Annotated in this window: 19 protein-coding genes; 11 read left to right on the top strand and 8 right to left on the bottom strand. The window is 62.1% G+C overall.

The genetic code is table 11. The features are described 5' to 3' along the window. Positions 1-16 precede the first annotated feature (16 nt). From R6G97_RS03380 to R6G97_RS03400, 5 genes are all read left to right on the top strand, one after another. Positions 17-658, top strand: a complete 642-nt coding sequence (locus R6G97_RS03380) for a tetratricopeptide repeat protein (RefSeq protein ID WP_043208108.1) — start codon at positions 17-19, stop codon at positions 656-658. A 1-nt stretch (position 659) separates the two neighbouring features. Continuing rightward, positions 660-1,802 (top strand): outer membrane protein assembly factor BamB, encoded by a 1,143-nt coding sequence (gene bamB / locus R6G97_RS03385; protein WP_070577057.1) that lies wholly within the window; start codon positions 660-662, stop codon positions 1,800-1,802. A gap of 117 nt (positions 1,803-1,919) precedes the next feature. Then, positions 1,920-3,386, top strand: coding sequence for a ribosome biogenesis GTPase Der (der, locus tag R6G97_RS03390; protein ID WP_043208112.1), 1,467 nt, complete (start codon positions 1,920-1,922; stop codon positions 3,384-3,386). Between the two features lie 168 nt (positions 3,387-3,554). After that, positions 3,555-4,703 carry a pyridoxal phosphate-dependent aminotransferase gene (locus tag R6G97_RS03395; RefSeq protein WP_317847814.1) on the top strand — a complete coding sequence of 383 codons (1,149 nt, stop codon included), beginning with the start codon at positions 3,555-3,557 and terminating at the stop codon, positions 4,701-4,703. Beyond that, a complete protein-coding gene (locus tag R6G97_RS03400) occupies positions 4,691-5,485 on the top strand; it encodes an amidohydrolase (RefSeq protein WP_043208116.1) in 795 nt (264 codons plus the stop codon). Before R6G97_RS03395 ends, R6G97_RS03400 begins: the two co-directional genes overlap by 13 nt. A gap of 83 nt (positions 5,486-5,568) precedes the next feature. On the opposite strand, the gene R6G97_RS03405 is transcribed toward R6G97_RS03400, so the two are convergent. Both R6G97_RS03405 and R6G97_RS03410 read right to left on the bottom strand, forming a co-directional pair. After that, on the bottom strand, positions 5,569-8,124 hold the full coding sequence (locus R6G97_RS03405) for a sulfite reductase flavoprotein subunit alpha (RefSeq protein ID WP_102081241.1): 2,556 nt from the start codon (positions 8,122-8,124) through the stop codon (positions 5,569-5,571). 108 nt (positions 8,125-8,232) lie between these two features. Then, the gene (locus R6G97_RS03410) at positions 8,233-10,473 is read right to left on the bottom strand and encodes a TonB-dependent receptor (RefSeq protein ID WP_070577065.1); all 2,241 of its coding nucleotides are present in this window, start codon (positions 10,471-10,473) and stop codon (positions 8,233-8,235) included. A 221-nt stretch (positions 10,474-10,694) separates the two neighbouring features. Here R6G97_RS03410 and R6G97_RS03415 point away from each other — a divergent pair, with 221 nt between their 5' ends. Together R6G97_RS03415 and R6G97_RS03420 are read left to right on the top strand one after the other, a co-directional pair. After that, complete coding sequence (locus tag R6G97_RS03415) at positions 10,695-11,375, top strand: Fe2+-dependent dioxygenase (protein WP_102081242.1); 681 nt, start codon at positions 10,695-10,697, stop codon at positions 11,373-11,375. Between the two features lie 3 nt (positions 11,376-11,378). After that, complete coding sequence (locus R6G97_RS03420) at positions 11,379-12,128, top strand: tetratricopeptide repeat protein (RefSeq protein ID WP_197853155.1); 750 nt, start codon at positions 11,379-11,381, stop codon at positions 12,126-12,128. Between the two features lie 124 nt (positions 12,129-12,252). Here the strand turns inward: R6G97_RS03420 and R6G97_RS03425 are convergent, their stop codons facing one another. Then, positions 12,253-13,416 (bottom strand): type III PLP-dependent enzyme, encoded by a 1,164-nt coding sequence (locus R6G97_RS03425; RefSeq protein WP_043208127.1) that lies wholly within the window; start codon positions 13,414-13,416, stop codon positions 12,253-12,255. A 213-nt stretch (positions 13,417-13,629) separates the two neighbouring features. Continuing rightward, positions 13,630-13,950, bottom strand: coding sequence for a hypothetical protein (locus R6G97_RS03430; protein ID WP_317847815.1), 321 nt, complete (start codon positions 13,948-13,950; stop codon positions 13,630-13,632). Positions 13,951-14,010: 60 nt separating this feature from the next. Here R6G97_RS03430 and R6G97_RS03435 point away from each other — a divergent pair, with 60 nt between their 5' ends. The 3 genes from R6G97_RS03435 (at position 14,011) to R6G97_RS03445 (ending at position 18,026) form a co-directional block, all read left to right on the top strand. Then, on the top strand, positions 14,011-14,511 hold the full coding sequence (locus tag R6G97_RS03435; protein WP_317847816.1) for an RNA polymerase sigma factor: 501 nt from the start codon (positions 14,011-14,013) through the stop codon (positions 14,509-14,511). A 17-nt stretch (positions 14,512-14,528) separates the two neighbouring features. Continuing rightward, positions 14,529-15,491, top strand: coding sequence for a FecR family protein (locus tag R6G97_RS03440; RefSeq protein WP_043208130.1), 963 nt, complete (start codon positions 14,529-14,531; stop codon positions 15,489-15,491). 108 nt (positions 15,492-15,599) lie between these two features. Beyond that, positions 15,600-18,026 (top strand): TonB-dependent siderophore receptor, encoded by a 2,427-nt coding sequence (locus R6G97_RS03445; protein WP_182817246.1) that lies wholly within the window; start codon positions 15,600-15,602, stop codon positions 18,024-18,026. A 106-nt stretch (positions 18,027-18,132) separates the two neighbouring features. Here the strand turns inward: R6G97_RS03445 and R6G97_RS03450 are convergent, their stop codons facing one another. Genes R6G97_RS03450 through R6G97_RS03465 form a run of 4 tightly spaced genes read right to left on the bottom strand, consistent with a single transcriptional unit; the run spans position 18,133 to position 21,578 of the window. Then, the gene (locus R6G97_RS03450) at positions 18,133-19,293 is read right to left on the bottom strand and encodes an osmoprotectant ABC transporter ATP-binding protein OsmV (protein ID WP_090345298.1); all 1,161 of its coding nucleotides are present in this window, start codon (positions 19,291-19,293) and stop codon (positions 18,133-18,135) included. Then, positions 19,290-19,943, bottom strand: a complete 654-nt coding sequence (locus tag R6G97_RS03455) for an ABC transporter permease (protein WP_043208136.1) — start codon at positions 19,941-19,943, stop codon at positions 19,290-19,292. The genes R6G97_RS03450 and R6G97_RS03455 overlap by 4 nt, the downstream gene beginning before the upstream one ends. Beyond that, positions 19,940-20,851 (bottom strand): glycine betaine ABC transporter substrate-binding protein, encoded by a 912-nt coding sequence (locus R6G97_RS03460; RefSeq protein ID WP_253131234.1) that lies wholly within the window; start codon positions 20,849-20,851, stop codon positions 19,940-19,942. The genes R6G97_RS03455 and R6G97_RS03460 overlap by 4 nt, the downstream gene beginning before the upstream one ends. Before the next feature lie 13 nt (positions 20,852-20,864). Continuing rightward, positions 20,865-21,578 (bottom strand): ABC transporter permease, encoded by a 714-nt coding sequence (locus R6G97_RS03465; protein ID WP_043208139.1) that lies wholly within the window; start codon positions 21,576-21,578, stop codon positions 20,865-20,867. Positions 21,579-22,143: 565 nt separating this feature from the next. On the opposite strand from R6G97_RS03465, the gene R6G97_RS03470 reads away from it, so the two are divergent. Further along, a complete protein-coding gene (locus tag R6G97_RS03470; protein WP_043208143.1) occupies positions 22,144-23,727 on the top strand; it encodes a peptide chain release factor 3 in 1,584 nt (527 codons plus the stop codon). Positions 23,728-23,795 lie beyond the last annotated feature (68 nt).

A 23,795-nucleotide genomic window follows, 5' to 3' on the forward strand; every position in this document is an offset into this window, starting at 1 on the left:
GAAAAGGAGTATTGGGGTGTCGAGTACCGATGATGAAGGCCTGGCCGCAGCCAAGGACTGGTGGAACCGCAACGGCAAGCCGCTGCTGACCGGTGCCCTGCTGGCCGGCGTGGTGGTTATGGGCTGGCAGACCTGGCACAAGTACCAGAACAACCAGTCGCAAGGCGCCTCGGCCCTGTACCAGGCCCTGCTGGAAACCAGCCTGACGCCAAGCGGTCAGCCAGACGCAACCAAGGTTGCGGAACTGTCCGGCAAGCTCAAGAGCGAGTTCGGTGGCTCGGCCTATGCCCAGTACGGCAGCCTGTTCGTGGCCAAGGTCGCGGTCGACAGCGGCAAGCTTGACGACGCTGCCGCCGAGCTTAAAAGCGTGATGGAAAAGCCGGCCGATGCCACCTTGGGTGAGATCGCACGTCAACGTCTGGCCCGTGTGCTCGCCGCCCAGGACAAAGCCGAAGAAGCCCTCAAGCTGCTCGACGGTGATGCCGACAAGGCCTTCCTGGCCAGCCGCGAAGAACTCAAGGGCGATTTGCTGGTTCAGCTGGGGCGAGCCGACGATGCCCATAGCGCCTATGAAAAAGCCAAGGCTGCGTTGTCCGATGACGCTGCGGTCGGTGGCTTGCAACTGAAGCTGGATGACCTGGCCAAAGGGGACGCCTGACGTGATCGGTTGGAAACAAGCAGCAGTGCTCACCCTGGCCGTGCTGGCCGCAGGTTGCAGCAGCAACAGCAAGAAGGAACTGCCTCCGGCCGAGCTGACCAAGTTCACCGAGGAAGTGGTCCTCAAGAAGCAGTGGAGCCGCTCGATCGGCGACGGCCAGGGTGAGACGTACAACACCTTGGTTCCGGCCATCGAGAACGACCGCATCTATGCCTCCGACGTCAACGGTCGGGTCATGGCCCTGAACCGCATCGACGGCGACGTGGTGTGGAAGAAGGACTTGGACCTGTCGGTCTCCGGCGCAGTCGGCGTGGGTTACGGTCTGGTCATGCTCGGCACCCTCAAGGGCGAAGTCATTGCCCTGGATGCCAGCACCGGCGAAGAGCGCTGGCGTTCTCGTGTGACCAGCGAAGTGCTGGCGCCGCCTGCCAACAACGGTGACGTGGTAGTGGTGCAGACCCAGGACGACCGTTTGATCGGCCTCGACGCTGCCACCGGTGACCGCCTGTGGATCTATGAGAACACTCCGGCGGTACTGACCCTGCGCGGCACCGGCGCACCGGTGGTGACCAACCGCCTGGCCGTGGCCGGCCTGTCCACCGGCAAGGTGGTCGCGGTGGATGTGCGCAACGGCGTGCCGGTGTGGGAGAGCCGCGTGGCCATTCCGCAGGGCCGTTCCGAGCTCGACCGCGTGGTGGACATCGACGGCGGCCTGCTGCTGTCCGGCGGCACCCTGTACGTGAGCACCTACCAGGGCCGTGTTGCGGGCCTGGACCTGGAAACCGGACGTGTGCTGTGGCAGCGCGATGCCTCCAGCTACGTCGGTGTCGCCCAGGGCTTCGGCAACGTCTATGTCAGCGAAGCGTCGGGCACCGTGGAAAGCGTCGATGAGCGCTCGTCCAGCGCCCTGTGGACCAACGACTCCATGGCACGCCGTCAGCTGTCAGCGCCGGAAGTGTTCTCCAGCTACGTGGCCGTAGGTGATTTCGAGGGCTACCTGCACCTGCTCAGCCAGGTCGATGGTCGCTTCGTGGGTCGCGAGCGGATCGACAGCGATGGCCTGCGCGCCCGTCCCCTGGTGGTCGGCGACACCATCTATGTCTTCGGCAACAGCGGCAAACTCGAGGCACTGACCATCCGCTGAAGCTAAGCTTGAGGCCGGATACGGCCTCGAGCCGCGGCGCTTGATGCGCCGCACGAACTCCGGCCGCTGCCTTGCAGCGGCCTTTGCATTTTCAAGAATTCAAGAGTGGAGAGCCGCATGGTTCCCGTAATCGCCCTGGTGGGACGGCCGAACGTCGGCAAATCCACCATGTTCAACCGCCTGACCAAGACCCGCGATGCCATCGTCGGTGACCTGTCGGGCCTGACCCGTGACCGCCAATATGGTGATGCCACCTGGCAGGGTCGTTCCTACATCCTGATCGACACCGGTGGTATCACCGGTGACGAAGTGGGCATGGACGAGAAGATGGCCGAGCAGTCGCTGATGGCCATCGAAGAAGCCGACTATGTGTTGTTCCTGGTGGATGCCCGCGCCGGTATGACCGCCGCTGACCAGATGATCGCCGAGCACCTGCGCAAGCGAAACAAAGAGGCAATCCTGGTCGCCAACAAGATCGACAACATCGATGCGGACGTTGCCCGCGCCGAGTTCTCGCCACTGGGCATGGGTAATGCCATCCCGGTCGCCGGCTCCCAAGGGCGTGGCATCAACGCCTTGATGGAAGCCGTGCTGGGCCACATTCCGCGCGACAAGGTCGAGGAAGCCCTCGACGAAGACGTTGCCGAAGGTGAAGAAGCCGCACGCATCCCGGGGCCGAGCGAGAAGGATGGCATCAAGATCGCCATTATCGGTCGTCCCAACGTCGGCAAATCGACCTTGGTCAACCGTATGTTGGGCGAAGAGCGCGTGGTGGTCTACGACCAGCCGGGCACTACCCGGGACAGTATTTACATCCCGTTCGAGCGTGACGACGAGAAGTACACCTTCATCGACACCGCCGGGGTGCGCAAGCGCGGCAAGATCCACGAGGAAGTCGAGAAGTTCTCGGTGGTCAAGACGCTGCAGGCGATCAAGGACGCCAACGTGGTGATCTTTGTCATGGATGCCCGTGAAGGCGTGGTCGATCATGACCTGAACCTGCTGGGCTTCGCTCTGGAAGCGGGTCGTGCCATCGTCATCGCCCTGAACAAGTGGGACGGCATGGAGCCGAGCGAGCGCGAATACGTGAAGACGGAGCTCGAGCGCCGGCTATTCTTCGTCGACTTCGCCGACATCCACTTCATCTCTGCGCTGCACGGCACCGGTGTGGGCCATCTGTACAAATCCGTGCAGGCTGCGTTCAAGTCGGCAGTCACCCGCTGGCCGACCAGCCGCCTGACCCAGATCCTCGAGGACGCCATCAGCGAGCACCAGCCGCCAATGGTCAACGGTCGTCGCATCAAGCTGCGTTATGCCCACCTCGGCGGCGCGAACCCGCCGCTGATCGTGATCCACGGCAACCAGACCGACAAGATCCCGCGGTCGTACTCGCGTTACCTGGAAAACACCTACCGCCGGGTGCTCAAGCTGGTCGGCACTCCGATCCGTATCGAGTACAAGGGCAGCGACAACCCGTTCGAGGGCAAGAAGAACACCCTCACCGATCGTCAGGTCAACAAGAAGCGCCGCCTGATGTCGCACCACAAGAAAGCCGAGAAGAAGCGCAAGGACAAGCGCAAGTAAGCGGCGAGCTTCAAGCTTCAAGCCTCAAGAGAGAGCAGTGCACCGAGTCCGCTCTTTCTTGCCGCTTGAAGCTTTTCGCGTGTGGCTTCGTCCTTTTTCCTGACCGCTCGATCCGCTATGCTCGGGCTCTACCCCGTGCCGTATGCAGTGTTCAGGAAAGAGGGCTTCATGATCCGCAGCAAATTGCCGAACGTCGGCACGACCATTTTCACCACCATGTCGCAGTTGGCCGTACAGACAGGTGCGCTCAACCTGTCCCAAGGCTTCCCAGACTTCGACGCGCCCCAGGCGCTGCTCGATGCCGTGTGCCGCCATGTCATGGCCGGCCATAACCAATACTCGCCGATGACCGGCCTGCCAGCCTTGCGCCAGCAAGTGGCGGCCAAGATCGCACGCCTGTATGGCGTGACGGTCGATGCCGATCAGGAAGTGACCATCACGCCAGGTGCCACCGAGGCGATCTTCTGTGCCATCCAGGCGGTGATCCAGGCGGGCGACGAGGTGATTGTCTTCGATCCGTCCTATGACAGCTACGAGCCGTCCGTTGAACTGGCCGGCGGACGCTGCGTGCACGTGCAACTGTGCGATGGCGAGTTCCGTATCGACTGGCAGAAGTTCAGCGATGCACTGACGCCGCGCACGCGCATGGTCATCCTGAATTCGCCACACAACCCCAGCGGCGCATTGATTAGCCGTGAGGAGCTGGACCAGCTGGCACACTTGATCGAAGGTCGTGATATCTACCTGGTCAGCGACGAAGTGTACGAGCACTTGATCTATGACGGCGTGCGCCATGCCAGTGTATTGGCCCATGAGCAGCTCTACTCACGTGCATTCGTGATCAGCTCGTTCGGCAAGACCTATCACGTCACTGGCTGGAAGACCGGCTATGTGGTGGCGCCACCGGCGTTGAGCGTGGAGTTGCGCAAGGTCCACCAATACGTCAACTTCTGTGGTGTAACGCCCTTGCAGTGTGCCTTGGCCGACTACATGGCCGAGCACCCTGAACATCTGGATGAGTTGCCGGGCTTCTATCAGGCCAAGCGCGACCTGTTCTGCGACTTGCTGCAGGACTCGCGTTTCACCTTCACTCGTACCCCAGGTACTTACTTCCAGCTGGTGGATTATTCGCAGATACGCCCGGATCTGGGTGATGTCGAAATGTCGCTGTGGCTGACCCGTGAGCACGGCGTGGCGACCATTCCGGTTTCGGTGTTCTACCAGCAACCTATCCCCGAGCAACGCCTGGTGCGCCTGTGCTTTGCCAAACGTGAGGAGACGCTGCGTCAGGCGGCGGAAAAACTATGCGCGATCTGAGCCAACTGCCTAACCTGAAAGTCGCCCTGGTGCAGACAACCCTGGCCTGGCACGACCGCGAGGCCAACTATGCGCATTTCGAAGAGCTGTTGGCCCAGGTCGGCGAGGCGGATCTGGTGATCCTTCCCGAGATGTTCACCACTGGCTTCTCCATGGAGTCCGAAAGCCTCGCCGAGCCTGAGAATGGCCCCACCTACAAATGGCTGAAGGCTCAGGCCAAGAAGTTCGATACGGTGATCACCGGCAGCGTGATCATCCAGGCCGCCGATGGCAGCCACCGCAACCGCTTGCTGTGGGCGCGGCCCGATGGCGAGATCCTGCATTACGACAAGCGCCACCTGTTCCGCATGGCCGGCGAGCACCGGCACTACACACCGGGCGAGCGCCAGGTGCAGTTCGAGCTCAAAGGTTGGCGCGTGCGTCCGCTGATCTGCTACGACCTGCGCTTCCCGGTGTGGAGCCGTGATGCCCAGGACACCGACCTTTTGCTTTATACCGCCAACTGGCCGGCCGCGCGCCGTCAGCACTGGAACCGTCTGTTGCCGGCGCGGGGGATCGAGAACCTGTGCTATGTGGCGGCAGTGAACCGTGTCGGCACCGACGGCAAGGGCTTTGCCTATTCAGGCGACAGCCAGGTGCTGGATTTCCAAGGGGAGAGCCTGCTCAGTGCCGGCGAAGCCGATGGGGTGTTCACCGTGGTGCTCCGGGCGGCGGAGCTGGCGGCGTATCGCGCACGTTTCCCGGCCAACCTGGATGCCGATACCTTCGAACTGCATTATTGAATCTTTCGCAGGTCAACCCGCTCCCACCAGTACTGCGCTGAGCCACAGGACAGCGCAATACCTGTAGGTGCGGGTTTGCTCAATCAATACACATCCCGCCGATACCGCCCATCCTCGATCAACTGCTGCACCATCTCGGCCCCGAGGATTCCATTGAGCGCTGCATCCACGCCAGCGGCCATCCCCTGCAAGCTGCCGCAGACATAGATACAAGCCCCCTCGGCCACCCAGCGCTTGAGCACCTCGGCCTGCTGCAACAGGACATCCTGCACATACACTTTCTCTGCCTGGTCCCGTGAAAACGCCAGGTCCAGTCGTTGCAGGTCGCCAGCGGTCAACCAGGCCTGCAGCTCGTTCCCGCACAGCAAGTCATGAGCGCGGTTGCGCTCGCCGAACAGCAACCAATTGCGTGTTTCGCCAGCGGCGATACGCGCCTTGAGCAGGCTGCGCAGGCCCGCAAGGCCTGTGCCGTTGCCGATCAGAATCATCGGCGCGGGTGCATCCGGCAGGCGGAAGCCGCTGTTGCGACGCAGGCGCAGGGTGACATTGCCCTGCAGCGGTAAGTATTCAGTCAGCCAGCCTGAGCCCAGGCCCAGGCTGCCGTCGGGGTGCAGTTCTTGACGAACGATCAGCTCCAGCATGCCGTCGCTGGCGATCGACGCGATGGAGTACTCCCGTGGGGTGATGGGAATCAAGGCATCGACCACTGCCTGGGCATGCAGACCCACCAGATGTTCCCGGCCCAGCGGCAACTGGCGGGTGGCCAGGGCCTTACCGAGAGGCTCGCACAGGCCGTCCAGTTGCACCGGGGTCGTCACGTCCAGCCCCAGGCCGGCGAGCAAGGCGTCAATGCGCGGTTGACCGTTGCGCGGCAGGACCTCTACCAGATCACCCGCTTCCCAGGTGTGGGGCTGGTCTGACTGCAGCGCCAGCAGGTAGACCGGTGCGCCCTGGCTGCCTGGGTTCAGGCATTGGCGCTGGCGCAGGGTCCAGTTGGCGAACGACGGCGCTGGCCAGGCAGTCACCGGTTCGGCTCCGGTCAGTCGGGCGAGTGCCTGATGCCATTGCAGCAGGGCTGCCGGATCAGCGTTGTCCACTTCCACTGGGCTGAAGGCACGGGTGGCGCCGCGCTCGCCCAGCCAGGCCTGGAGTCTGCGGGCGAAGCCACAGAAGTGCGGGTACTGGCGATCGCCCAGCGCGAGCACGGCGTAGTTCAGGTGGTCCAGCGCCCACGGTTGGCCGAGCACCTTGCGCTCGAAGGCGCGGGCGCTGTCAGGGGCTTCGCCGTCGCCGAAGGTACTGACCACGAACAGCGCGCGACGGGCCTGTTGCAGGTCGGCTTGACCCAATTCGGCGAGCGCACGGACTTGCACCGGCAGACCGGCTGCTTGCAGTTGGCCGGCGCTCTGCCAGGCCAGCTGTTCGGCGAAACCGCTCTGGCTGGCGAAACCGATCAGCCAGTTGTCGCCACCGGCCTTGGCGGGGGTTACCGAGCTGCGGGCCGCCTGCACTTGGCGTTTCTTGCGTCGGCGATCGAGGTACAGCAGCCAGCCGGTGATGAAGAACAGCGGCATGGTCAGGCTGGCCACGGTGACGATGATCCGACCTGGCAGGCCGAAGTAGCTGCCCACGTGCAAGGCATAGACGCTTTGCAGCAACTGCGCTTTGAACGGTTTGTCGGCGTAGCGCTCGTGGTGTTTCACCTGGCCGGTGGCCGGGTCCAGCGTGAGGGTGTTGAAAGCGCGCTCGTGGTCGGCACCTTCGAGGAGGTAGAAGAGCGTCGCCGGTCGCCCTCCGGCAGGCGGCAGGCGCAGGTTGTAAGTCAAAAGGCCGGGGCCTGCGGCCTCCTTGAGGCTGGTCCAGATGGCGTCGTAGTCCACCACCAGAGGCGGTGCGTCCTTGTCGAGCTTCTGCGGGCCGTGGCGGCCACGACCCTCTCCACGCTTTTGCTGCTGCCCGGCGGCGGGGGCCTCGGCCAATAGTTTGTTCAGGCCTTCGCGGTACCATTCGTAGGACCAGAACAAGCCCGTCAGGGCGAACAGCAGATAGAACAGCAGACACCAGGTCCCGGCGACGGCGTGCAGGTCCCAATTGAAGGCACGGCCTTTCTTGGCCCACTCCAGCGTCAGCCATGCCCGCCAGTTCAACGCCTGACGTGGCCAGCGCAGATACAGGCCTGAGAGGCAGAAGAACACCAGCATCAGGGTGCAGGCACCGGTAATTTGGCGACCGGTGTCGCCCATGGCCAAGAAGCGATGCAGCTGCAGCATCAGATTGAAGAAGCCTTGCCCCGTGACGTCACCCTGGAACTGGCCGGTGTAGGGGTCGACATAGCGCATCTGGCCGCGGCGCTCACCGGGTGGCGGCTGGAAGAAAATGCGTGCAGCGTTGCCCTCACGGGTATCGACCCACAGCATCGAGACGGTGTCGCCCTGGGCCGCCTCGACCCGGCGCACCAGCTCGGCCGGCGGTAGCACGCCTTCCTGGCGTACCTGCACCTTGAGCACGTGCGGATTGAACAGGCGCAGCAGTTCTTCCTGGAACGAATAAACCGCCCCGGTGACGCCCATCAACGCCAGCACCAGGCCGGCGGTGATGCCAAAGAACCAGTGCAATTGGAACAGCGACTTCTTCACCACATCATTCACCTTGTCTGGACGCCGGGCGAGGCGCGGCGAGCATTATGCCTTGGTGCGCGAAAGCCCCGGTCACCGGAAAGGTGAGCGGGGCTTTGGGGCGCGACTTGATTAGAAGTGGAAGTTCGCGCTCATCAGTGCAGTACGTCCTGGTGCGACGTGCGCATAGTGCGGAGCGAACACCTGATCGAAATAGCGCTTGTCGGTCAGGTTCTGCACGTTGAGTTGGAGATCGACGTTCTTGGTCAAGCGATAGGTCGCCATCGCATCGTAACGCCAGTACGACGGTACTTCGACCGAGTTGGCTTCATCGCCAAAGCGGGAATCCATGAAGGTAGCGCCTGCACCAACGGTCAGTTGCGGAACGATGTCGTAGGTAGACCAGAAGGTGAAGCTGTTACGAGGCGTGTTAGGCATGTGATTGCCCTTGTTCGCCGGGGTCGTGGTCTTCACGATCTCGCTTTCCATATAGGTGTAGCCGCCATAGACCTTCCATTTCTGGGTGAGGTTGCCCGCGTAGGTGAACTCGAGGCCTTGGACACGCTGTTCACCGTCCAGTACTTGGTAGCTGGCATTGTCAGGGTCCGTTACCCGCGCATTGGTCTTGTCGGTGCGGAACAGTGCAGCGGTCAGCGAGAGGTTGTCATCGAAGAAGTCCCACTTCGTGCCGATCTCGTAGTTGCGGTTACGTTCTGGGTCGAGGTCGCTGTTGTTTCTCGTCAGATCCAAGCCACCGTTGCCGCTGGTTTCACCCGAAGGGTTGCTCGAAGTTGACCATGCGGCATAGATGCTGCCATTGGGCAGAGGGTTGTAGACCACGCCCAATTGGTAGTTCCACAGGTGGGTATTGTTCTCGCGCGAGAAGCTGCCGGCCGGGCCATTACGACCTGCGTTGGCGTAACCACTGGACTTGGTCTGGTAGTCGTCGTAGCGCAGCCCCATGTTCAACGACCATTGCTCATTGAATTTCAACGTGTCGAAGACGTAGACAGCGCTGGTCTTGGTGTCGGTGTCGGTAAACGCCTTGCTGTCGGTGATGGTGCCGGACCATGCGTCATCTGGAGACGGATCGTGCAGACTGGTGCAGTCGCCAGATGCCAGCAAAGCAGGGGTGCACTTGGTGCCATTGCCCGCCGCGGATTTGATGTCGTAACCACGGTTGTGCGTATCGCTGTAGGTGAACTCCAAACCAGTGACGAGGCTGTGCTCGATGGAACCGGTATTGAACTTCGCGCTCAAGTCGGTCTGGTTGACCCAACCTTTGGAGGTCGAATTCCGGTTCTTGGTCGCACGGTAGACTGTGCCGTCGGCCACGTTGCCCTTGCTGTCGTCAGGGTTGGTGACGATGTAGTCCAAGGTTGAACGCGACATGCGGAAACTGTTGGACAGCGTCAGGTTTTCGTTGAAGTCGTGCTCGATCTTGATCGTGCCGCTGTCGTTGGTGGTCTTGCGATAGTCGCGATCGTTCAGGCCGTAGAAGTTGTCGCGGTCCACATGCGCGGGTTTGTCGACGTTGTATTTGCTGCGATTGGCGCTACGCGTGAGCGGAATGCCGTAGTCCGGCATGTCGTCGGTCTTGAGGTGGTAGTAGCCGACGGTCACGCGAGTATCGGTACCGAGGCCGAACGCGAACGAGGGGGCGACACCCCAACGGCTGACATCCACATCATCTCGGCCGGCTACGTTGGCTTCGTGCTTCATCAGGTTCAGGCGAAACGCCGAAGTGTCGGTCAGCTGCTTGTTCAGGTCCAACGTGGTCCGCTTGGTCTGGTCAGAGCCCCAAGTAAAACCACCATTGTAGGCATCACCGAGCTTGGCGGTTTTGGTGACCAGATTCAGGCTGCCACCCGTGGAGCCTGCGCCTGTGAAGGCCGAGCCAGGGCCTTTGCTGACTTCGATCGATTCGACGTTGAAGATTTCACGGCTCTGCGAAGCCACGTCGCGCATGCCATCGACGAATACATCGCTTTCTGCGTTGAAACCGCGAATGATCGGACGGTCGCCTGCCGGGTTGCCGCCTTCGCCAGCACCGAAAGTGATGCCAGGGGTCGTACGCAATGCGTCTACGAGACTGGTTGCGCCCGTATCACGAATGACCTGCTGTGGGATGACGGTGACACTCTTGGGTGTTTCGCGCAGCGGCGCCGTGTACTTCTTCGAGGTTGCCGTGTCGGTCTTGTAGCTGGTGGTGTCCTGTGCCGCGTTGACACTGGTGGCATCCAGCGAGACGACGCCATCGGTTGGCTGTTCCGCCGCTAGGGCAAGCTGGGCGGCGGAGGAAGCAGTGATGGCAACGCCGATGGCGGAGGCGAGCAGACGTGGTGAACTCACAGCAGATGGCACGTGACGCATTTCGATGAACCTTCCCCAAGGTTTGAAGTCGGCGGATCTTAATGCAAGCAATTGCGAGTCTCAATTGAGAATCGTTAACAGTCGCGAGAAACTTACAATCTTTACAATTTCTCTTTACGGTTTTGCTGTGCTGAAACGTCTTAAGCGGCTGGCGGGGCTTGTGTGGTGCAAAAGGGAATCAATATCATTGGCAGCCTTACTACCTCTCAGGTGCCACCGTCATGCTGCTTCACATTCCCGGTCTGTTCGACGCCGACGAACTCTCCCGCATCCGTGAGGCGCTGGAGCAGGCGGACTGGGCCGACGGCAAGGTCACCGCGGGTTATCAGTCGGCTAAGGCCAAGCACAACCTGCAGTTGCCAGAAGGGCACGCGCTGGCCAAGGAGATCGGCAGCGCCTTGATCGATCGTCTGTGGCGCAATCCGCTGTTCATGTCTGCGGCATTGCCGCACAAGGTGTTTCCACCGCTGATCAACTGCTACCGCGAAGGCGGCAATTTCGGCTTCCACATCGACAACGCGCTGCGTCAGCCCAAGGGCAGCGTCGAGCGGATACGCACGGATGTCTCTTCTACGTTGTTCTTGAGCGATCCGGACAGCTATGACGGTGGCGAACTCGTCATCCAGGACACCTATGGTGTGCAGCAGGTCAAGCTGGCGGCCGGCGACATGGTGCTGTATCCGGGCACCAGCCTGCACAAGGTCAATCCGGTTACCCGTGGGGCGCGCTATGCGGCGTTTTTCTGGACCCAAAGCCTGGTGCGCGAGGACAGCCAGCGTACCTTGCTGTTCGAGATGGACAATGCCATCCGCCAATTGACCGCCGATGTCCCCGATCACCCGTCGTTGCTGCAACTGACCGGCACCTATCACAACCTGCTGCGCCGCTGGGCCGAGGTCTGAGCCGTGTCATATCAGTTGCGTCGTGAGGAAGTCGTCGATATCGCAGGTCTGCAAGCCATGCTCGAACAAAGCCCTGGCAAGGCGGCCCAAGCCATCCTGGCCGCGGCGCAACGGGGGATTGTCGAGGCGCAGTTGATGCTCGGGCAGATTCTGCTGGATGGCCGCGGCATCGAGCAGGACCGGGCGCTGGCGCGGCAGTGGTTTGCTATAGCGGCCCAAGGCGCAAGCGCCATGGGGCACAACATGCTGGGACGATGCCTGGAGCATGGCTGGGGCGGGGAAAGCGACCTGCGGATGGCCGCTGCTCACTATCGCCAGGCGGCTGACGCCGGTCTGGACTGGGGGCTGTACAACTATGCCAACCTGCTGGCTACCGGGAGAGGCGTCGCTGTGGACCAGGCTCTGGCGTTGAGCTGTTATGAAAAGGCGGCGCACTTGGGCCATGCCAAGTCGATGAACCTGTATGGCCGTTACCTGGAGCAGGGGATCGCCACCGCTGCCAGTCCGGTGCGCGCGGTGCGCTGGTATCGCCGTTCGGCTGAGGCGGGTGATTTTCGCGGCATGTTCAGCCTGGCGATGGTACTGGTCGAACGTGGGCAGTTGGCCGAGGCCCAGCCTTGGTTGGAGCGGGCGCGGGTCGAGGGGAACCTGAATTTTCTGCGCAGTGCCTTGGTGACCTTGCAGCACGCGGGGCCGATGCTGATGGCGTTTGCCGCGCGGTATGCCCAAGAGCTGCAAAGGCGTAAGCCTTGAAGGCGTCTGTCTTTACAGTCCTTCGTGTAAATCCGCTCCACCAGGCCCGTAATGGACTTGATGGGGCGGGTTTACCCACGAAGAAGGCGCACATGAAAACGGGGCCTCGCGGCCCCGTCTTGCATTACAGGTAGTAGGCCTTCAGCGGCGGGAAGCCGTTGAACTCCACCGCGCTGTAGCTGGTGGTGTAGGCGCCGGTGGACAGCCAGTAGAGGCGGTCACCGATGGCCAGGTTCAGTGGCAGGCCGTACTTGTAGTGCTCGTACATGATGTCGGCGCTGTCGCAGGTGGGGCCGGCGATGACCACTTCTTCGGTCTCGCCTTTCTTCTCGGTCCAGATCGGGAACTTGATCGACTCGTCCATGGTTTCGATCAGGCCGGAGAACTTGCCCACGTCGGTGTAGATCCAGCGTTCGACAGCGGTGCGCGACTTGCGTGCCACCAGCACCACTTCGCTGACCAGGATGCCGGCGTTGGCGATCAGCGAGCGACCTGGCTCGAGGATGATTTCCGGCAGGTCGTCACCGAAGTCTTCCTTGAGGAAGCGGATGATTTCCTCGGCGTAGGTTTCGAGGCTGTTGGTACGGGTGATGTAATTGGCCGGGAAACCACCGCCCATGTTGATCAGCTTGAGCTCGATGCCGTCTTCTTCCTTCAGGCGCTCGAAGATCACCTTGACCTTGGCGATGGCCGCGTCCCAGACGCTGATGTCGCGCTGCTGGGAGCCGACATGGAAGGAGATGCCGTAAGGCACCAGGCCCAGGTCACGGGCCAGGATCAGCAGGTCCATGGCCATGTCGGTCTGGCAGCCGAACTTGCGCGACAGCGGCCAGTCGGCAGTGGTGGAGCCTTCGGTGAGGATGCGCACGTAGACTTTCGAACCCGGTGCGGCCTTGGCGATGTTGCGCAGGTCCGCCTCGGAGTCGGTGGCGTACAGGCGCACGCCCTTCTCGTAGAAGTAGCGGATGTCCTTGGACTTCTTGATGGTGTTGCCGTAGCTGATGCGGTCGGCGGTGACACCACGGCCCAGCACTTTGTCCAGCTCGTAGATCGAGGCGATATCGAAGCTCGAGCCTTTTTCCTTGAGCAGGTCGATGATCTCGACTGCCGGGTTGGCCTTGACCGCGTAGTAGACCTTGGCGAATTCGAAGCCTGCGCGCAGGTCGTCATAGGCCTGGCTGATCATCTGGGTGTCGATGAGTACGAACGGGGTTTCCTGCTTGTCGGCGAACGCCTTCATCTTCTGGAAGGTGTCACGCGCGAAATAGTCTTCGACCTGGATCGACATGCTGAGGGACTCCATGGGCAAACTGAAAAATTAAGTGGTGCAAACTGAACGTCCTCCGTATCCCCACTTTGGTTCGCCTACTTCCCAAGGCATGTCGCCGAAAGCAAAAAGGTCAACCGTGCCCGTGAAGCGGAGCGGCGGGTGACCTTGCTGTCTCGTCGTCAGTACTTGAGCCGGATGGATCGTTTCCAGCATGGACGTTCGGCGCGCACTTTAGGGCGTGAGGAATGCAGAATCAACAGGCAATCCCGGCACGTTCGTCGCGTTTTGGCCACCTGCCACTGGAATAACCGACCTGTGTGAACGGCCGATGTTCCCAAGCGTAAAGAATTGTGGAATGGACCGCGCCGCCCCCTTCAGAGGCGAGCCCCCGAAAAAGACGCCATGGTGTTCTCTTGGCGACGCGAGACCGAGCAAAGGCAACAGATCGATGGCGCCAAAGTGTTCATATTTATGGCCACTTGAGGGGCGCGTCAGATCGACCGAAATTCCTATAAATTTTTTGTTACCGATCTCTAGGTCGGGCTGGGTCATCGTTGATTTGCCGTCGTTTATGAGAAGCATTACTATTCGCGACCTTGCACCTGCCCCTAGATGGCCTCGACCATGTCTGGACACAAAGGCTTCCTCGATCACTATCACGAGCTGATCGGCACCTGGACGCGCAAGCTGCGCAACCGTCCACAGGCCGAGGACCTCGCCCATGACGCTTTCGTGCGGGTGCTGGAAAACCCGCGAGAGGTCATCGAGCAGCCGCGCGCCTACCTGCACCAGACGGCCCGCAACATTGCCGTCGACGGTTACCGCCGTGAGGACCGGCGCCAGGCCTTGGAAGAGGAGATGTTCGATGAAGGCGCCGCAGGCAATGGTGATCCGGAAGCCTATGTGCATGCCCTGGAACTGGCCGACAGCGTCGAGCGCGCCCTGGCCGAGCTGCCGGTCAATTGCCGGCAGGTGTTCGTCTGGCAGAAGCTCGAGGGGCTGACCCAGGCGGAGATTGCCGAGCGCATGGGCCTGAGCAAGAACATGGTCGAAAAGTATATGATCCGCACGCTCCGGCATCTGCGTGAGCAACTGGATGTGTCCACCCGATGAGTCAGGAGACCCTTTGCATGAAACAGCCCGGCGCCGAAGACGTGCGTGAGCAGGCCGCCGAATGGTTCGCGCGTATCCAGGATGCGCCGGGAGATACCCAGCTGCAGGCGCGCTTGCATCAGTGGCTTAAGGCCGATCCTCGCCACCGCCAGGAGTACGGCCTGCTCGAGCGGTTGTGGCAGGCCGCCGACCACATCCCGCCCCAGCGCCTGGAGGCGCTGTGCGTTCCTGAGCCTGTGCGGCATCTGCCCCGTCGGCGTTTCCTGCAGCAGGCCCTGGCGGCGGGAGTGGGCGCCGCCGCCCTTGGATTGGGCTGGCGTGGCTGGCAATACACCCGCGAAAACCATAGCGAAGACCTGCAGACCGCCTTGGGCGAGCGCCGTGATATCGAGCTGCCGGACGGCTCGCAGCTGCAACTCAATGGCGCGACTCGCCTGGGCGTGAGGTACAGCGCCGGGCAGCGACAGGTCGTGCTCGAAGCGGGTGAAGTGATGTTCAGCGTCGCCCACGACAGCGCACGGCCTTTCGTGGTCGACACCGCTCAGGGACGCGTCACCGTAACCGGGACCCGTTTCGATGTGCGCCTGGACCGCGGGCACACCCGGGTGGCCGTGGAACAGGGCTCCGTCAAGGTGGAAGGGGCTTCGGGTCCATCGGCGCAGCTCACCGCGGGCCTGGGCGCGCATATCGATCCGCAAGGCCAGGTCGTGGCGCCGTACCCTGTGGATGCGGCTGTCGTGACGGCCTGGCGTCACGGCAAGCTGGTGTTCGATAACGCCACCTTGGCCGAGGTGGTGGCGGAAGTCTCCCGTTACCGCAGCCAGCCACTGCGCGTCGCCCCTGGCAAGGCGGCGGGCCTGCGCCTGTCCAGCACCTTCAGTGTCGATGACACCGACGCGCTGCTTCGGGCCCTGCCGAGCATTTTGCCGGTGGCCATCAAGACCCACGGCGACGGCTCCAGCGAAATTATCGCGAAATAAATTCAGGTTTTTTTTCACTCGTTCGTCTTCCTCGCCAGCTGCAACTGCCAAGCATTTCCATTTGCGTGTGGTTGGCGTTCATCCGGACTTTCAGGATTCTTCGACGACGTGAATAACAACAAGCCTTTCCTGCGTTTGCCTTCCCTCGCGCTGGCCCTGGCGATCAGTGCCGCCACGGCCAATGCCTACGCCGAACAAACGCCGGCGACGATCCAAATCCAGGCTCAGCCCCTGGCTTCGGCCTTGAGCCAGTTGGGGCAACAGACCAACCTGCAATTGTTCTTCAGCCCTGAACTGGTGGCGGGCAAGCAGGCCCCGGCGGTCTCGGGAAATCTTGCGCCGGAGCAGGCGCTGCAACAATTATTGCAAGGCAGTGGGCTGACCTATGAGCTGTCCCAGGGCACCGTGGTGGTCAAGCCGGCCGAGAGCGCAGGCGTGTTGACCACCGGCAGCCTTGAGCTGGCGCCCACCGACGTCAAAGTGGTCGGCGACTGGCTGGGGGATGCCCAGCAGAGCGTGGTACAGAACCATCCCGGCGCGCGCACCGTGGTGCGTCGTGAGGCCATGGTGGAAAAGGGCGCGATGAACGTACGCGACGTGCTGCGCGGCATCCCCGGTGTGCAGGTCCAGGATTCCAATGGCACCGGTGGCAGCGACCTGTCGCTCAACGTGGGTGTGCGCGGACTGACATCACGCCTGTCGCCGCGCTCGACGGTGTTGATCGACGGTATCCCCGCCGCGTTCGCGCCCTATGGCCAGCCACAGCTGTCCATGGCGCCAATTTCCTCGGGCAACCTCGACAGCATCGATGTGGTTCGCGGCGCAGGCTCCGTGCGCTATGGCCCGCAGAACGTCGGCGGGGTGATCAACTTCGTGACCCGTGCCATCCCGGAGAAAGCTTCGGGTGAGTTGTCCACAACGCTGGAAACCTCTCGCCATGGCGGCTGGAAACACACCGAGTCGGCATTTGTCGGCGGCACTGCCGATAACGGCATGGGTGTGGCATTGCTCTATACCGGCGTGAACGGCAACGGTTACCGCAGCAGCAACAATGGCAATGACATCGACGACGTCATCCTCAAGACCCACTGGGCGCCCACCGACAGCGACGAGTTCTGGCTCAACTTCCATTACTACGATGGTCGGGCCGACATGCCCGGTGGCCTGACCCAGGCGCAGTTCGACCAAGACCCCTTCCAGTCGGTGCGCGACTACGACTACTTCGCCGGCCGTCGCAAGGACGTGTCGTTCAAGTGGCAGCGTCAGCTCGACGAGGCCACCCAGTTCGAAGTGCTGACCTATTACACCGACAGCTTCCGCGGCAGCTCCATCGCCGACCGCACCATGAAGACCCTGTCGTCGTACCCGCGCAATTACCATACCTTCGCCATCGAGCCGCGCCTGTCGCGGATCTTCTTCGCCGGCCCCACCACCCAGGAAGTCAGCGTCGGCTATCGCTACCTGAAGGAAGCCATGCGCGAGCAGTCTTCGCAGCTGGCGCTGATCGACAACGTGCCGACGCCGGTCCCGGGTTCCGACGGCCATGTCATCCAGGACCGCAGCGGGGGCACCGAAGCCAGTGCCTACTACGTCGACGACAAGATCGACGTCGGCAACTGGACCATCACCCCCGGCCTTCGCTTCGAGCACATCAATACCGACTGGCGCGACCGCCCGGTGCTGGATGGAGACTACCAGCGCGTCCCTGAGAAAAACCGCAGTGTCACCAGCAACGAACCCCTGCCAGCATTGAGCGTGATGTATCACCTGTCCGATGCCTGGAAGCTGTTCGCCAACTACGAGACCTCTTTCGGCAGCCTGCAGTACTTCCAGCTTGGGCAAGGTGGTAAAGGCGACAGCACCGCCAATGGCCTGGAGCCGGAAAAGGCCAAGACCTACGAGATCGGCACGCGTTATGACGATGGCCATTTCGCGGGCGAGCTGACCGCGTTCTACATCGACTTCGACGACGAGCTGCAATACATCAGCAACGAGGTCGGCTGGACCAACCTGGGGGCGACCAAGCACCAGGGCATCGAAGCTGCCGTGCGTTATGACCTGTCCGGGTTGGATGCACGCCTGCAAGGGCTGACGGCCAATGCAGGCTACACCTATACCCGCGCCACCTATGAAGGCGAGATCCCTGGCTTCAAAGGTCGTGACCTGCCGTTCTACTCCCGCCAGGTGGCCACGGCGGGGCTGCGCTACGAGATGAACCGCTGGACCTGGAATCTGGATGCTTATGCCCAGTCCAAGCAGCGCTCGCCAGGCACGGGGATCACCAATGGCCAGTTCAACGGCAACTACATCACCGAGCCGAGTGCCGATGGACGGTTCGGCGACATTCCGGGTTATGTCACCTGGCATGCCCGTGGTGGGTATGACTTCGGACCGCAGCTGTCGAACCTGAAGCTGGCGGCGGGCGTGAAGAACCTCTTCGACAAGCAGTACTACACCCGCTCCAGCGACAACAATGCCGGGCTCTATGTGGGGGAGCCGCGCACCTTCTATGTGCAGGCCAGTGTAGGGTTCTGACACCAGTGGTGCCTGACTCGCAGGTAAATCCGCTCCCGCAAATACAACGCTATTGGCTGTAGGAGCGGGTTTACCCGCGAAGCGGTCGGCACAACCGACACGCCTCTTAGAGGGCGACAACCGCCTCTGCCGGCGAAACGATACTGGTCTTGCCCCCACGCGAACGCCCCGAACTCAGGTAGGCCGCAATGGACTCCTGGGTCACCTCGCCCAGGAACACCTGCTCGGCATCGAGCACCGGCAACCAGGCACGATTGAACTCATACATCCGCGACAGGAGGATGCGCAGGTGTTCGTCGTGGGCTGCGGTGGCGTTGAACGGGCGCAGGAAATCGCCACAGCTCCCTTGCTGGCGATGCAGGTCGCGTCTGCGCACGTATCCCAACGCCCGGTTCTGCGCATCGGTGACCACCACGTAGCGGCGGTCATGCTCGTCCATCAGCTCCAGGGCATCGCTCACGGGCGTCTCGGGGCTCAGGGACGGGGCATTGTCTGCGGCATCCTCGGCACGGACCAGCAACAGGCGCTTCAAGGTGCTGTCCTGGCCGACGAAATTGCTCACGAAGTCATCCACCGGATGGGCCAGCAAGGTGTCCGGGTGGTCGAGCTGCAGCAGTTTGCCGGCGCGGAAGATGGCGATCTTGTCGCCCAGCTTGATCGCCTCGTCGATGTCATGGCTGACCATGATCACGGTCTTGTTCAGCGCCCGTTGCATCTCGAAGAACTCGTTCTGGATCATCTCGCGATTGATCGGGTCGACCGCGCCGAAAGGCTCATCCATCAGCAACACCGGTGCCTCGGCGGCCAAGGCACGGATCACGCCGATCCGCTGTTGCTGGCCGCCCGAAAGTTCACGCGGGTAGCGCTGCAGGTACTGCTTGGGCTCGAGCTTGATCATGTGCATCAGCTCGCGGGCGCGCTCGTGACATCTTTGCTTGTCCCAGCCCAGCAAGCGCGGGACGACTGTGATGTTTTCCTCGATGGTCATGTTCGGGAACAGGCCGATCTGCTGGATCACGTAGCCAATGTGGCGGCGCAGGGTCACCTCGTCTAGGGCGCTGGTGTCCTCGCCGTTGATCAATACCTGGCCGCTGGTCGGTGTGATCAGGCGGTTGATCATTTTCAGGGTTGTGCTCTTGCCGCAGCCCGAGGGGCCGAGAAACACGCAGATTTCGCCTTCGTTGACGGTGAGGCTGACCGCGTCGACGGCTTTGACGTCCTTGCCGTTGACGTTGAAGGTCTTGCTGAGGTTCTTCAGTTCGATCATGGGCGCAGTCCTTCCGGAGTCAGGGCACGTTGCAGGGTTTGCAGAAGCAGGTCGGCGATGATCGCCAGCAGGCTGACCAGCACGGCGCCGACCAGCAGCATGGACATGTCGCTGCGGCTGATGGAGGTGAGGATGAGTACACCCAGGCCGCCGGCGCCGATGGTGGCGGCGATGGTCATCACGCCGATGTTCATCACCACGGCGGTGCGCACGCCGGCGAGAATCACCGGCACCGCGATGGGCAACTCGACCATGCGCAGGCGCTGGCCGAAGGTCATGCCGATGCCGCGCGCCGCTTCACGGATGCCAGGTTCGACATTGGTCAGGGCCAGATAGGTGTTACGCATGATCGGCAGCAGCGAATAAAGGAATACCGCCGTGATCGCGGGCAATGGCCCCAGGCCCTGGCCGAACTTGGAGTAGAACGGCAGCAGCAGGCCGAACAGGGCGATCGAAGGGACGGTCAGCAGCACCGTGGCGCTGGCCTGCAGGGGGCCAGCCAAGGATGGGAAGCGGGTCATCAAGACCCCCAAGGGCACCCCGACCAAGATCGCCAGGCCCACGGCCACGCCCACCAGGGTGATGTGCTGGCCGGTCAGGTGCAGCACTTGGAACCAGTCCAGATGCGTGAACGTATCGAGCAGGTTCATGGCTGTACCTCGCTGATCGGGTGCTCGCGCAGAAATGCCGCGGCCACGGTCGCCGGGCTCTGGTGCTCGACATCGACCTTGGCGTTGAGTGCACGCATGGTCTGGTCGTCGAGCAGCTCGGCCAGAGGCTTGAGCAGGTCGGCCAGGCGCGGGTTGGCGTCGAGCGTCTGTTGGCGCACCACCGGGGCGGCGGTGTAGTCGGGGAAGTAGTGTTTATCGTCTTCGAGCAGCTTGAGGTTGAACGCGTTCAGGCGCCCGTCGGTGGTGTACACCAGGCCGGCGAAGACTTGGTTATTGCGCATCGCGGTATAGACCAAGCCGCCGTCCATCTGCCGAATGTTGCGCCGGTCGAGCGGCAGGTCATACAACTCGCGCAGCCCCACCAGGCCGTCCGGCCGATTGGCGAACTCGGTGTCCAGTGCCACCAGGTGGTTGCGCTCATGCTCGTCGCGCAGCACCCGCTGCAACTGACTGATGGTGTTGAGCTGCGGGTAAGCCTTGGCCACGGCTTGGGGCAGGCCCAGGGCATAGGTGTTGCTGAATTTCGACGGGGTTAGCCAGACCAGGCCCTTCTCGGCGTCCAGTGCCTTGACCCTGGCGTAGGTGGCCTCGGCGCTGGGCATGCGTTCGTCGATGTGGTTGTAGGAGACCAGCGAAACCCCGGTGTATTCCCACATCAGGTCGAGTTGGCCGGTTTCCTGGGCCTGGCGTGCAATGTTGCTGCCCAGGCCTTCGGTGACGCGCACGGTGTAGCCGTTGGCGCGCAGGTATTGGGCGGTGATTTCAGCGAGCACGGTCTGTTCGGTGAAGACCCGCGCGCCGATGCGAATCAGCGGTTTTTCCGAGGCCTGGGAGAGCCCTGCGAATAGCATGGCCGCGCCCAGGAGCAAGGCGATTTTCTTGTTCATTGGTTCCCTCTTTTTATTGGGACAGGCCGCGTTCCAGCCAGCGCTTGCTGGAAAGGCTCACCAAGGCATCGAGCGCCAGTGCCAGCAAGGCCGTGCAGGCTGCGCCCAGCAACAGTTGCGGCTGGTTGTTCAGGGCGATGCCGGGGAAGATCAGGCTGCCCAGGCTGTTGGCGCCGATCAGGAAGGCCAGGGGGGCCGTGCCCACGTTCAGCGCCAGGGCCACGCGCACACCGCCGACGATGATCGGCACAGCGTTGGGCAGCTCTACCTGCCAAAGTTGCTGGCGCGCGGTCATGCCGATGCCGGTGGCCGCTTCCTTGAGTGAGGCGGGGACGTTCTTCAGGCCTTCGTAGGTGTTGCGCACGATGGGCAGGAGGGAGGCGAGGAACAGGGCGAAGATCGCAGGGCCTGCGCCGATGCCCAGGACACTCAGGGCAATGGCCAGGACGGCCAGGGGAGGGATGGTGTTGCCAACGTTGAACAGCTGCATGAAGCGCTCGGCCTTGTCGACCCTGTGCGGTCGACTCAAGGCAATGCCGGCGGGGATACCCACGGCTAGCGCCGCCGCCATCGAAGCCAGCACCAGCACCAGGTGCGCTTGCAGATAGAACCAAAGGTCTTCGCGATAACGCGCGAAGGTATCGATGCCGATCCAGTGGACCAGCAGGGCCAGGATGACGAGCACGGCGGCCCATCCCAACAGCCCTTTGCCATAGCGTTCAGCCACAGGCGGACTCCTTTTCAGTCGGCGAACACACTCCCGTGGCGGGCGCCATACCTGGCGCCAGGCAGTGTGGTCGCGAGTAGCAGCGTGACGCACTGAAGACAGGCGGTCACGCCATGAGCCGAACCCCGTCGGGCCCGAAATGCAGATGAAACACGCCCTGAACCGAGGCGGGTTGCAGGGGAGTGGACGTCTCCGAGGCGTTAAAGGTTCCCATCTGAAGAGGCGTTTGGCCAGTGTTAATCACTGGCTCTTCAGAAAAATCACGCGATAAAAAAGCGTGGATAGCACGTGGAGGCGTTGAAGTACCTGCTATTCGGCGGTTTGCCGTACGGCGACTTGGCTGGGCAATTTTCTTGTTATTCGCTTGAATCGAGGCTCTCGGCGGAACACTTGAGCTTGAACCGCATATGGCTGGGCATGCACTGGTCACGCTTGAAGGCTCTCTGCGACACCGGCGACTCGCAAGATTCAAAGCTGATGCCCAATGGCCTCAGGCGGGTTTTGGCCCTGCTCCGACTTCAGGTATGATATTGCCCCTTTTTGATCCCAAGTCAGGCGATTTCCCATGACCAACCAGGCCGCCGAAGTCGCGAAGCGCCGCACTTTCGCCATCATTTCCCACCCCGACGCCGGTAAGACCACCATCACCGAGAAGCTCCTGCTGATGGGCAAGGCCATTGCCGTCGCCGGTACCGTGAAGTCGCGCAAGTCCGACCGCCACGCCACCTCCGACTGGATGGAAATGGAGAAGCAGCGCGGCATCTCCATCACCACCTCGGTGATGCAGTTCCCCTACCGCGAGCACATGATCAACCTGCTCGACACCCCCGGCCACGAGGACTTCTCCGAAGATACCTACCGCACCCTGACCGCGGTCGACTCGGCGCTGATGGTGCTCGACGGCGGTAAAGGTGTAGAGCCGCGGACCATCGCCCTGATGGATGTCTGCCGCCTGCGCGACACGCCGATCGTCAGCTTCATCAACAAACTCGACCGTGACATCCGCGACCCGATCGAACTGCTCGACGAGATCGAGGCGGTCCTGAAGATCAAGGCTGCGCCGATTACCTGGCCGATCGGTTGCTACCGCGACTTCAAGGGTGTGTACCACCTCACCGGCGACTACATCGTGGTCTATACCCCGGGTCATGGTCATGAGCGCACCGAAGCCAAGATCATCCAGAAGCTGGACTCCGACGAGGCCCGTGCGCACCTGGGCGACCAGTACGATTCGTTCGTCGAGCAGCTGGAACTGGTCCAGGGCGCCTGCCATGAGTTCAACCAGGACGAGTTCATCAACGGTCAGCTGACCCCGGTGTTCTTCGGTACCGCCCTTGGCAACTTCGGTGTCGACCATGTGCTCGACGCAGTTGTCGATTGGGCACCGCGTCCGCTGGGCCGCGTGGCGCACGAGCGTACCGTCGAGCCTGTGGAAGAGAAGTTCACCGGCTTCGTGTTCAAGATCCAGGCGAACATGGACCCGAAACACCGCGACCGCATCGCCTTCATGCGGATCTGTTCGGGCAAGTACGAAAAAGGCATGAAGATGCGCCACGTGCGCCTGGGCAAGGACCTGCGCATCGGCGATGCGCTGACGTTCTTCTCCTCCGAGCGTGAACAGCTCGAGGAAGCCTATGCCGGCGACATCATCGGCCTGCACAACCATGGCACCATCCAGATCGGCGACACGTTCACCGAAGGCGAGGCGCTGGGCTTCACGGGTATTCCGCACTTCGCCCCGGAACTGTTCCGCCGCGTGCGCCTGAAGGACCCGCTCAAGTCCAAGCAACTGCGCCAGGGCCTGCAACAGCTGGCCGAAGAAGGCGCGACCCAGGTGTTCTTCCCCGAGCGCAGCAACGACATCATCCTCGGCGCCGTGGGTGTGCTGCAGTTCGATGTGGTCGCCAGCCGCCTGAAGGAAGAGTACAAGGTCGAATGTGCCTACGAGCCCATCACCGTCTGGTCGGCGCGCTGGATCAGCTGCGACGACAAGAAGAAGCTCGAGGAATTCCAGAACAAGGCCATGGAGAACCTGGCCATCGACGGTGGCGGTCACCTGACCTACCTGGCGCCGACCCGGGTGAACCTATCGTTGATGGAAGAGCGCTGGCCGGACATCAAGTTCCGCGCCACTCGCGAGCATCACTAAAGAGCAGCGGCAAGCTACCAGCAGCAAGCTTCAAGCGGCGCGAGCCTGAACGGGCTCCGTTCTTCTTG

This window comes from Pseudomonas sp. HTZ2 (assembly GCF_033173945.1).
GTDB lineage: Bacteria > Pseudomonadota > Gammaproteobacteria > Pseudomonadales > Pseudomonadaceae > Aquipseudomonas > Aquipseudomonas guariconensis.

Coding starts and splice junctions, on each gene's coding strand:
- R6G97_RS03425 (WP_043208127.1), bottom strand. CDS start 13,416: ATGTCGATCCAGGTCGAAGACTATTTCGCGCGTGACACCTTCCAGAAG.
- der (WP_043208112.1), top strand. CDS start 1,920: ATGGTTCCCGTAATCGCCCTGGTGGGACGGCCGAACGTCGGCAAATCC.
- R6G97_RS03415 (WP_102081242.1), top strand. CDS start 10,695: ATGCTGCTTCACATTCCCGGTCTGTTCGACGCCGACGAACTCTCCCGC.
- R6G97_RS03450 (WP_090345298.1), bottom strand. CDS start 19,293: ATGATCGAACTGAAGAACCTCAGCAAGACCTTCAACGTCAACGGCAAG.
- R6G97_RS03400 (WP_043208116.1), top strand. CDS start 4,691: ATGCGCGATCTGAGCCAACTGCCTAACCTGAAAGTCGCCCTGGTGCAG.
- R6G97_RS03410 (WP_070577065.1), bottom strand. CDS start 10,473: ATGCGTCACGTGCCATCTGCTGTGAGTTCACCACGTCTGCTCGCCTCC.
- R6G97_RS03455 (WP_043208136.1), bottom strand. CDS start 19,943: ATGAACCTGCTCGATACGTTCACGCATCTGGACTGGTTCCAAGTGCTG.
- R6G97_RS03435 (WP_317847816.1), top strand. CDS start 14,011: ATGGCCTCGACCATGTCTGGACACAAAGGCTTCCTCGATCACTATCAC.
- R6G97_RS03395 (WP_317847814.1), top strand. CDS start 3,555: ATGATCCGCAGCAAATTGCCGAACGTCGGCACGACCATTTTCACCACC.
- R6G97_RS03430 (WP_317847815.1), bottom strand. CDS start 13,950: ATGACCCAGCCCGACCTAGAGATCGGTAACAAAAAATTTATAGGAATT.
- R6G97_RS03440 (WP_043208130.1), top strand. CDS start 14,529: ATGAAACAGCCCGGCGCCGAAGACGTGCGTGAGCAGGCCGCCGAATGG.
- R6G97_RS03460 (WP_253131234.1), bottom strand. CDS start 20,851: ATGAACAAGAAAATCGCCTTGCTCCTGGGCGCGGCCATGCTATTCGCA.
- R6G97_RS03470 (WP_043208143.1), top strand. CDS start 22,144: ATGACCAACCAGGCCGCCGAAGTCGCGAAGCGCCGCACTTTCGCCATC.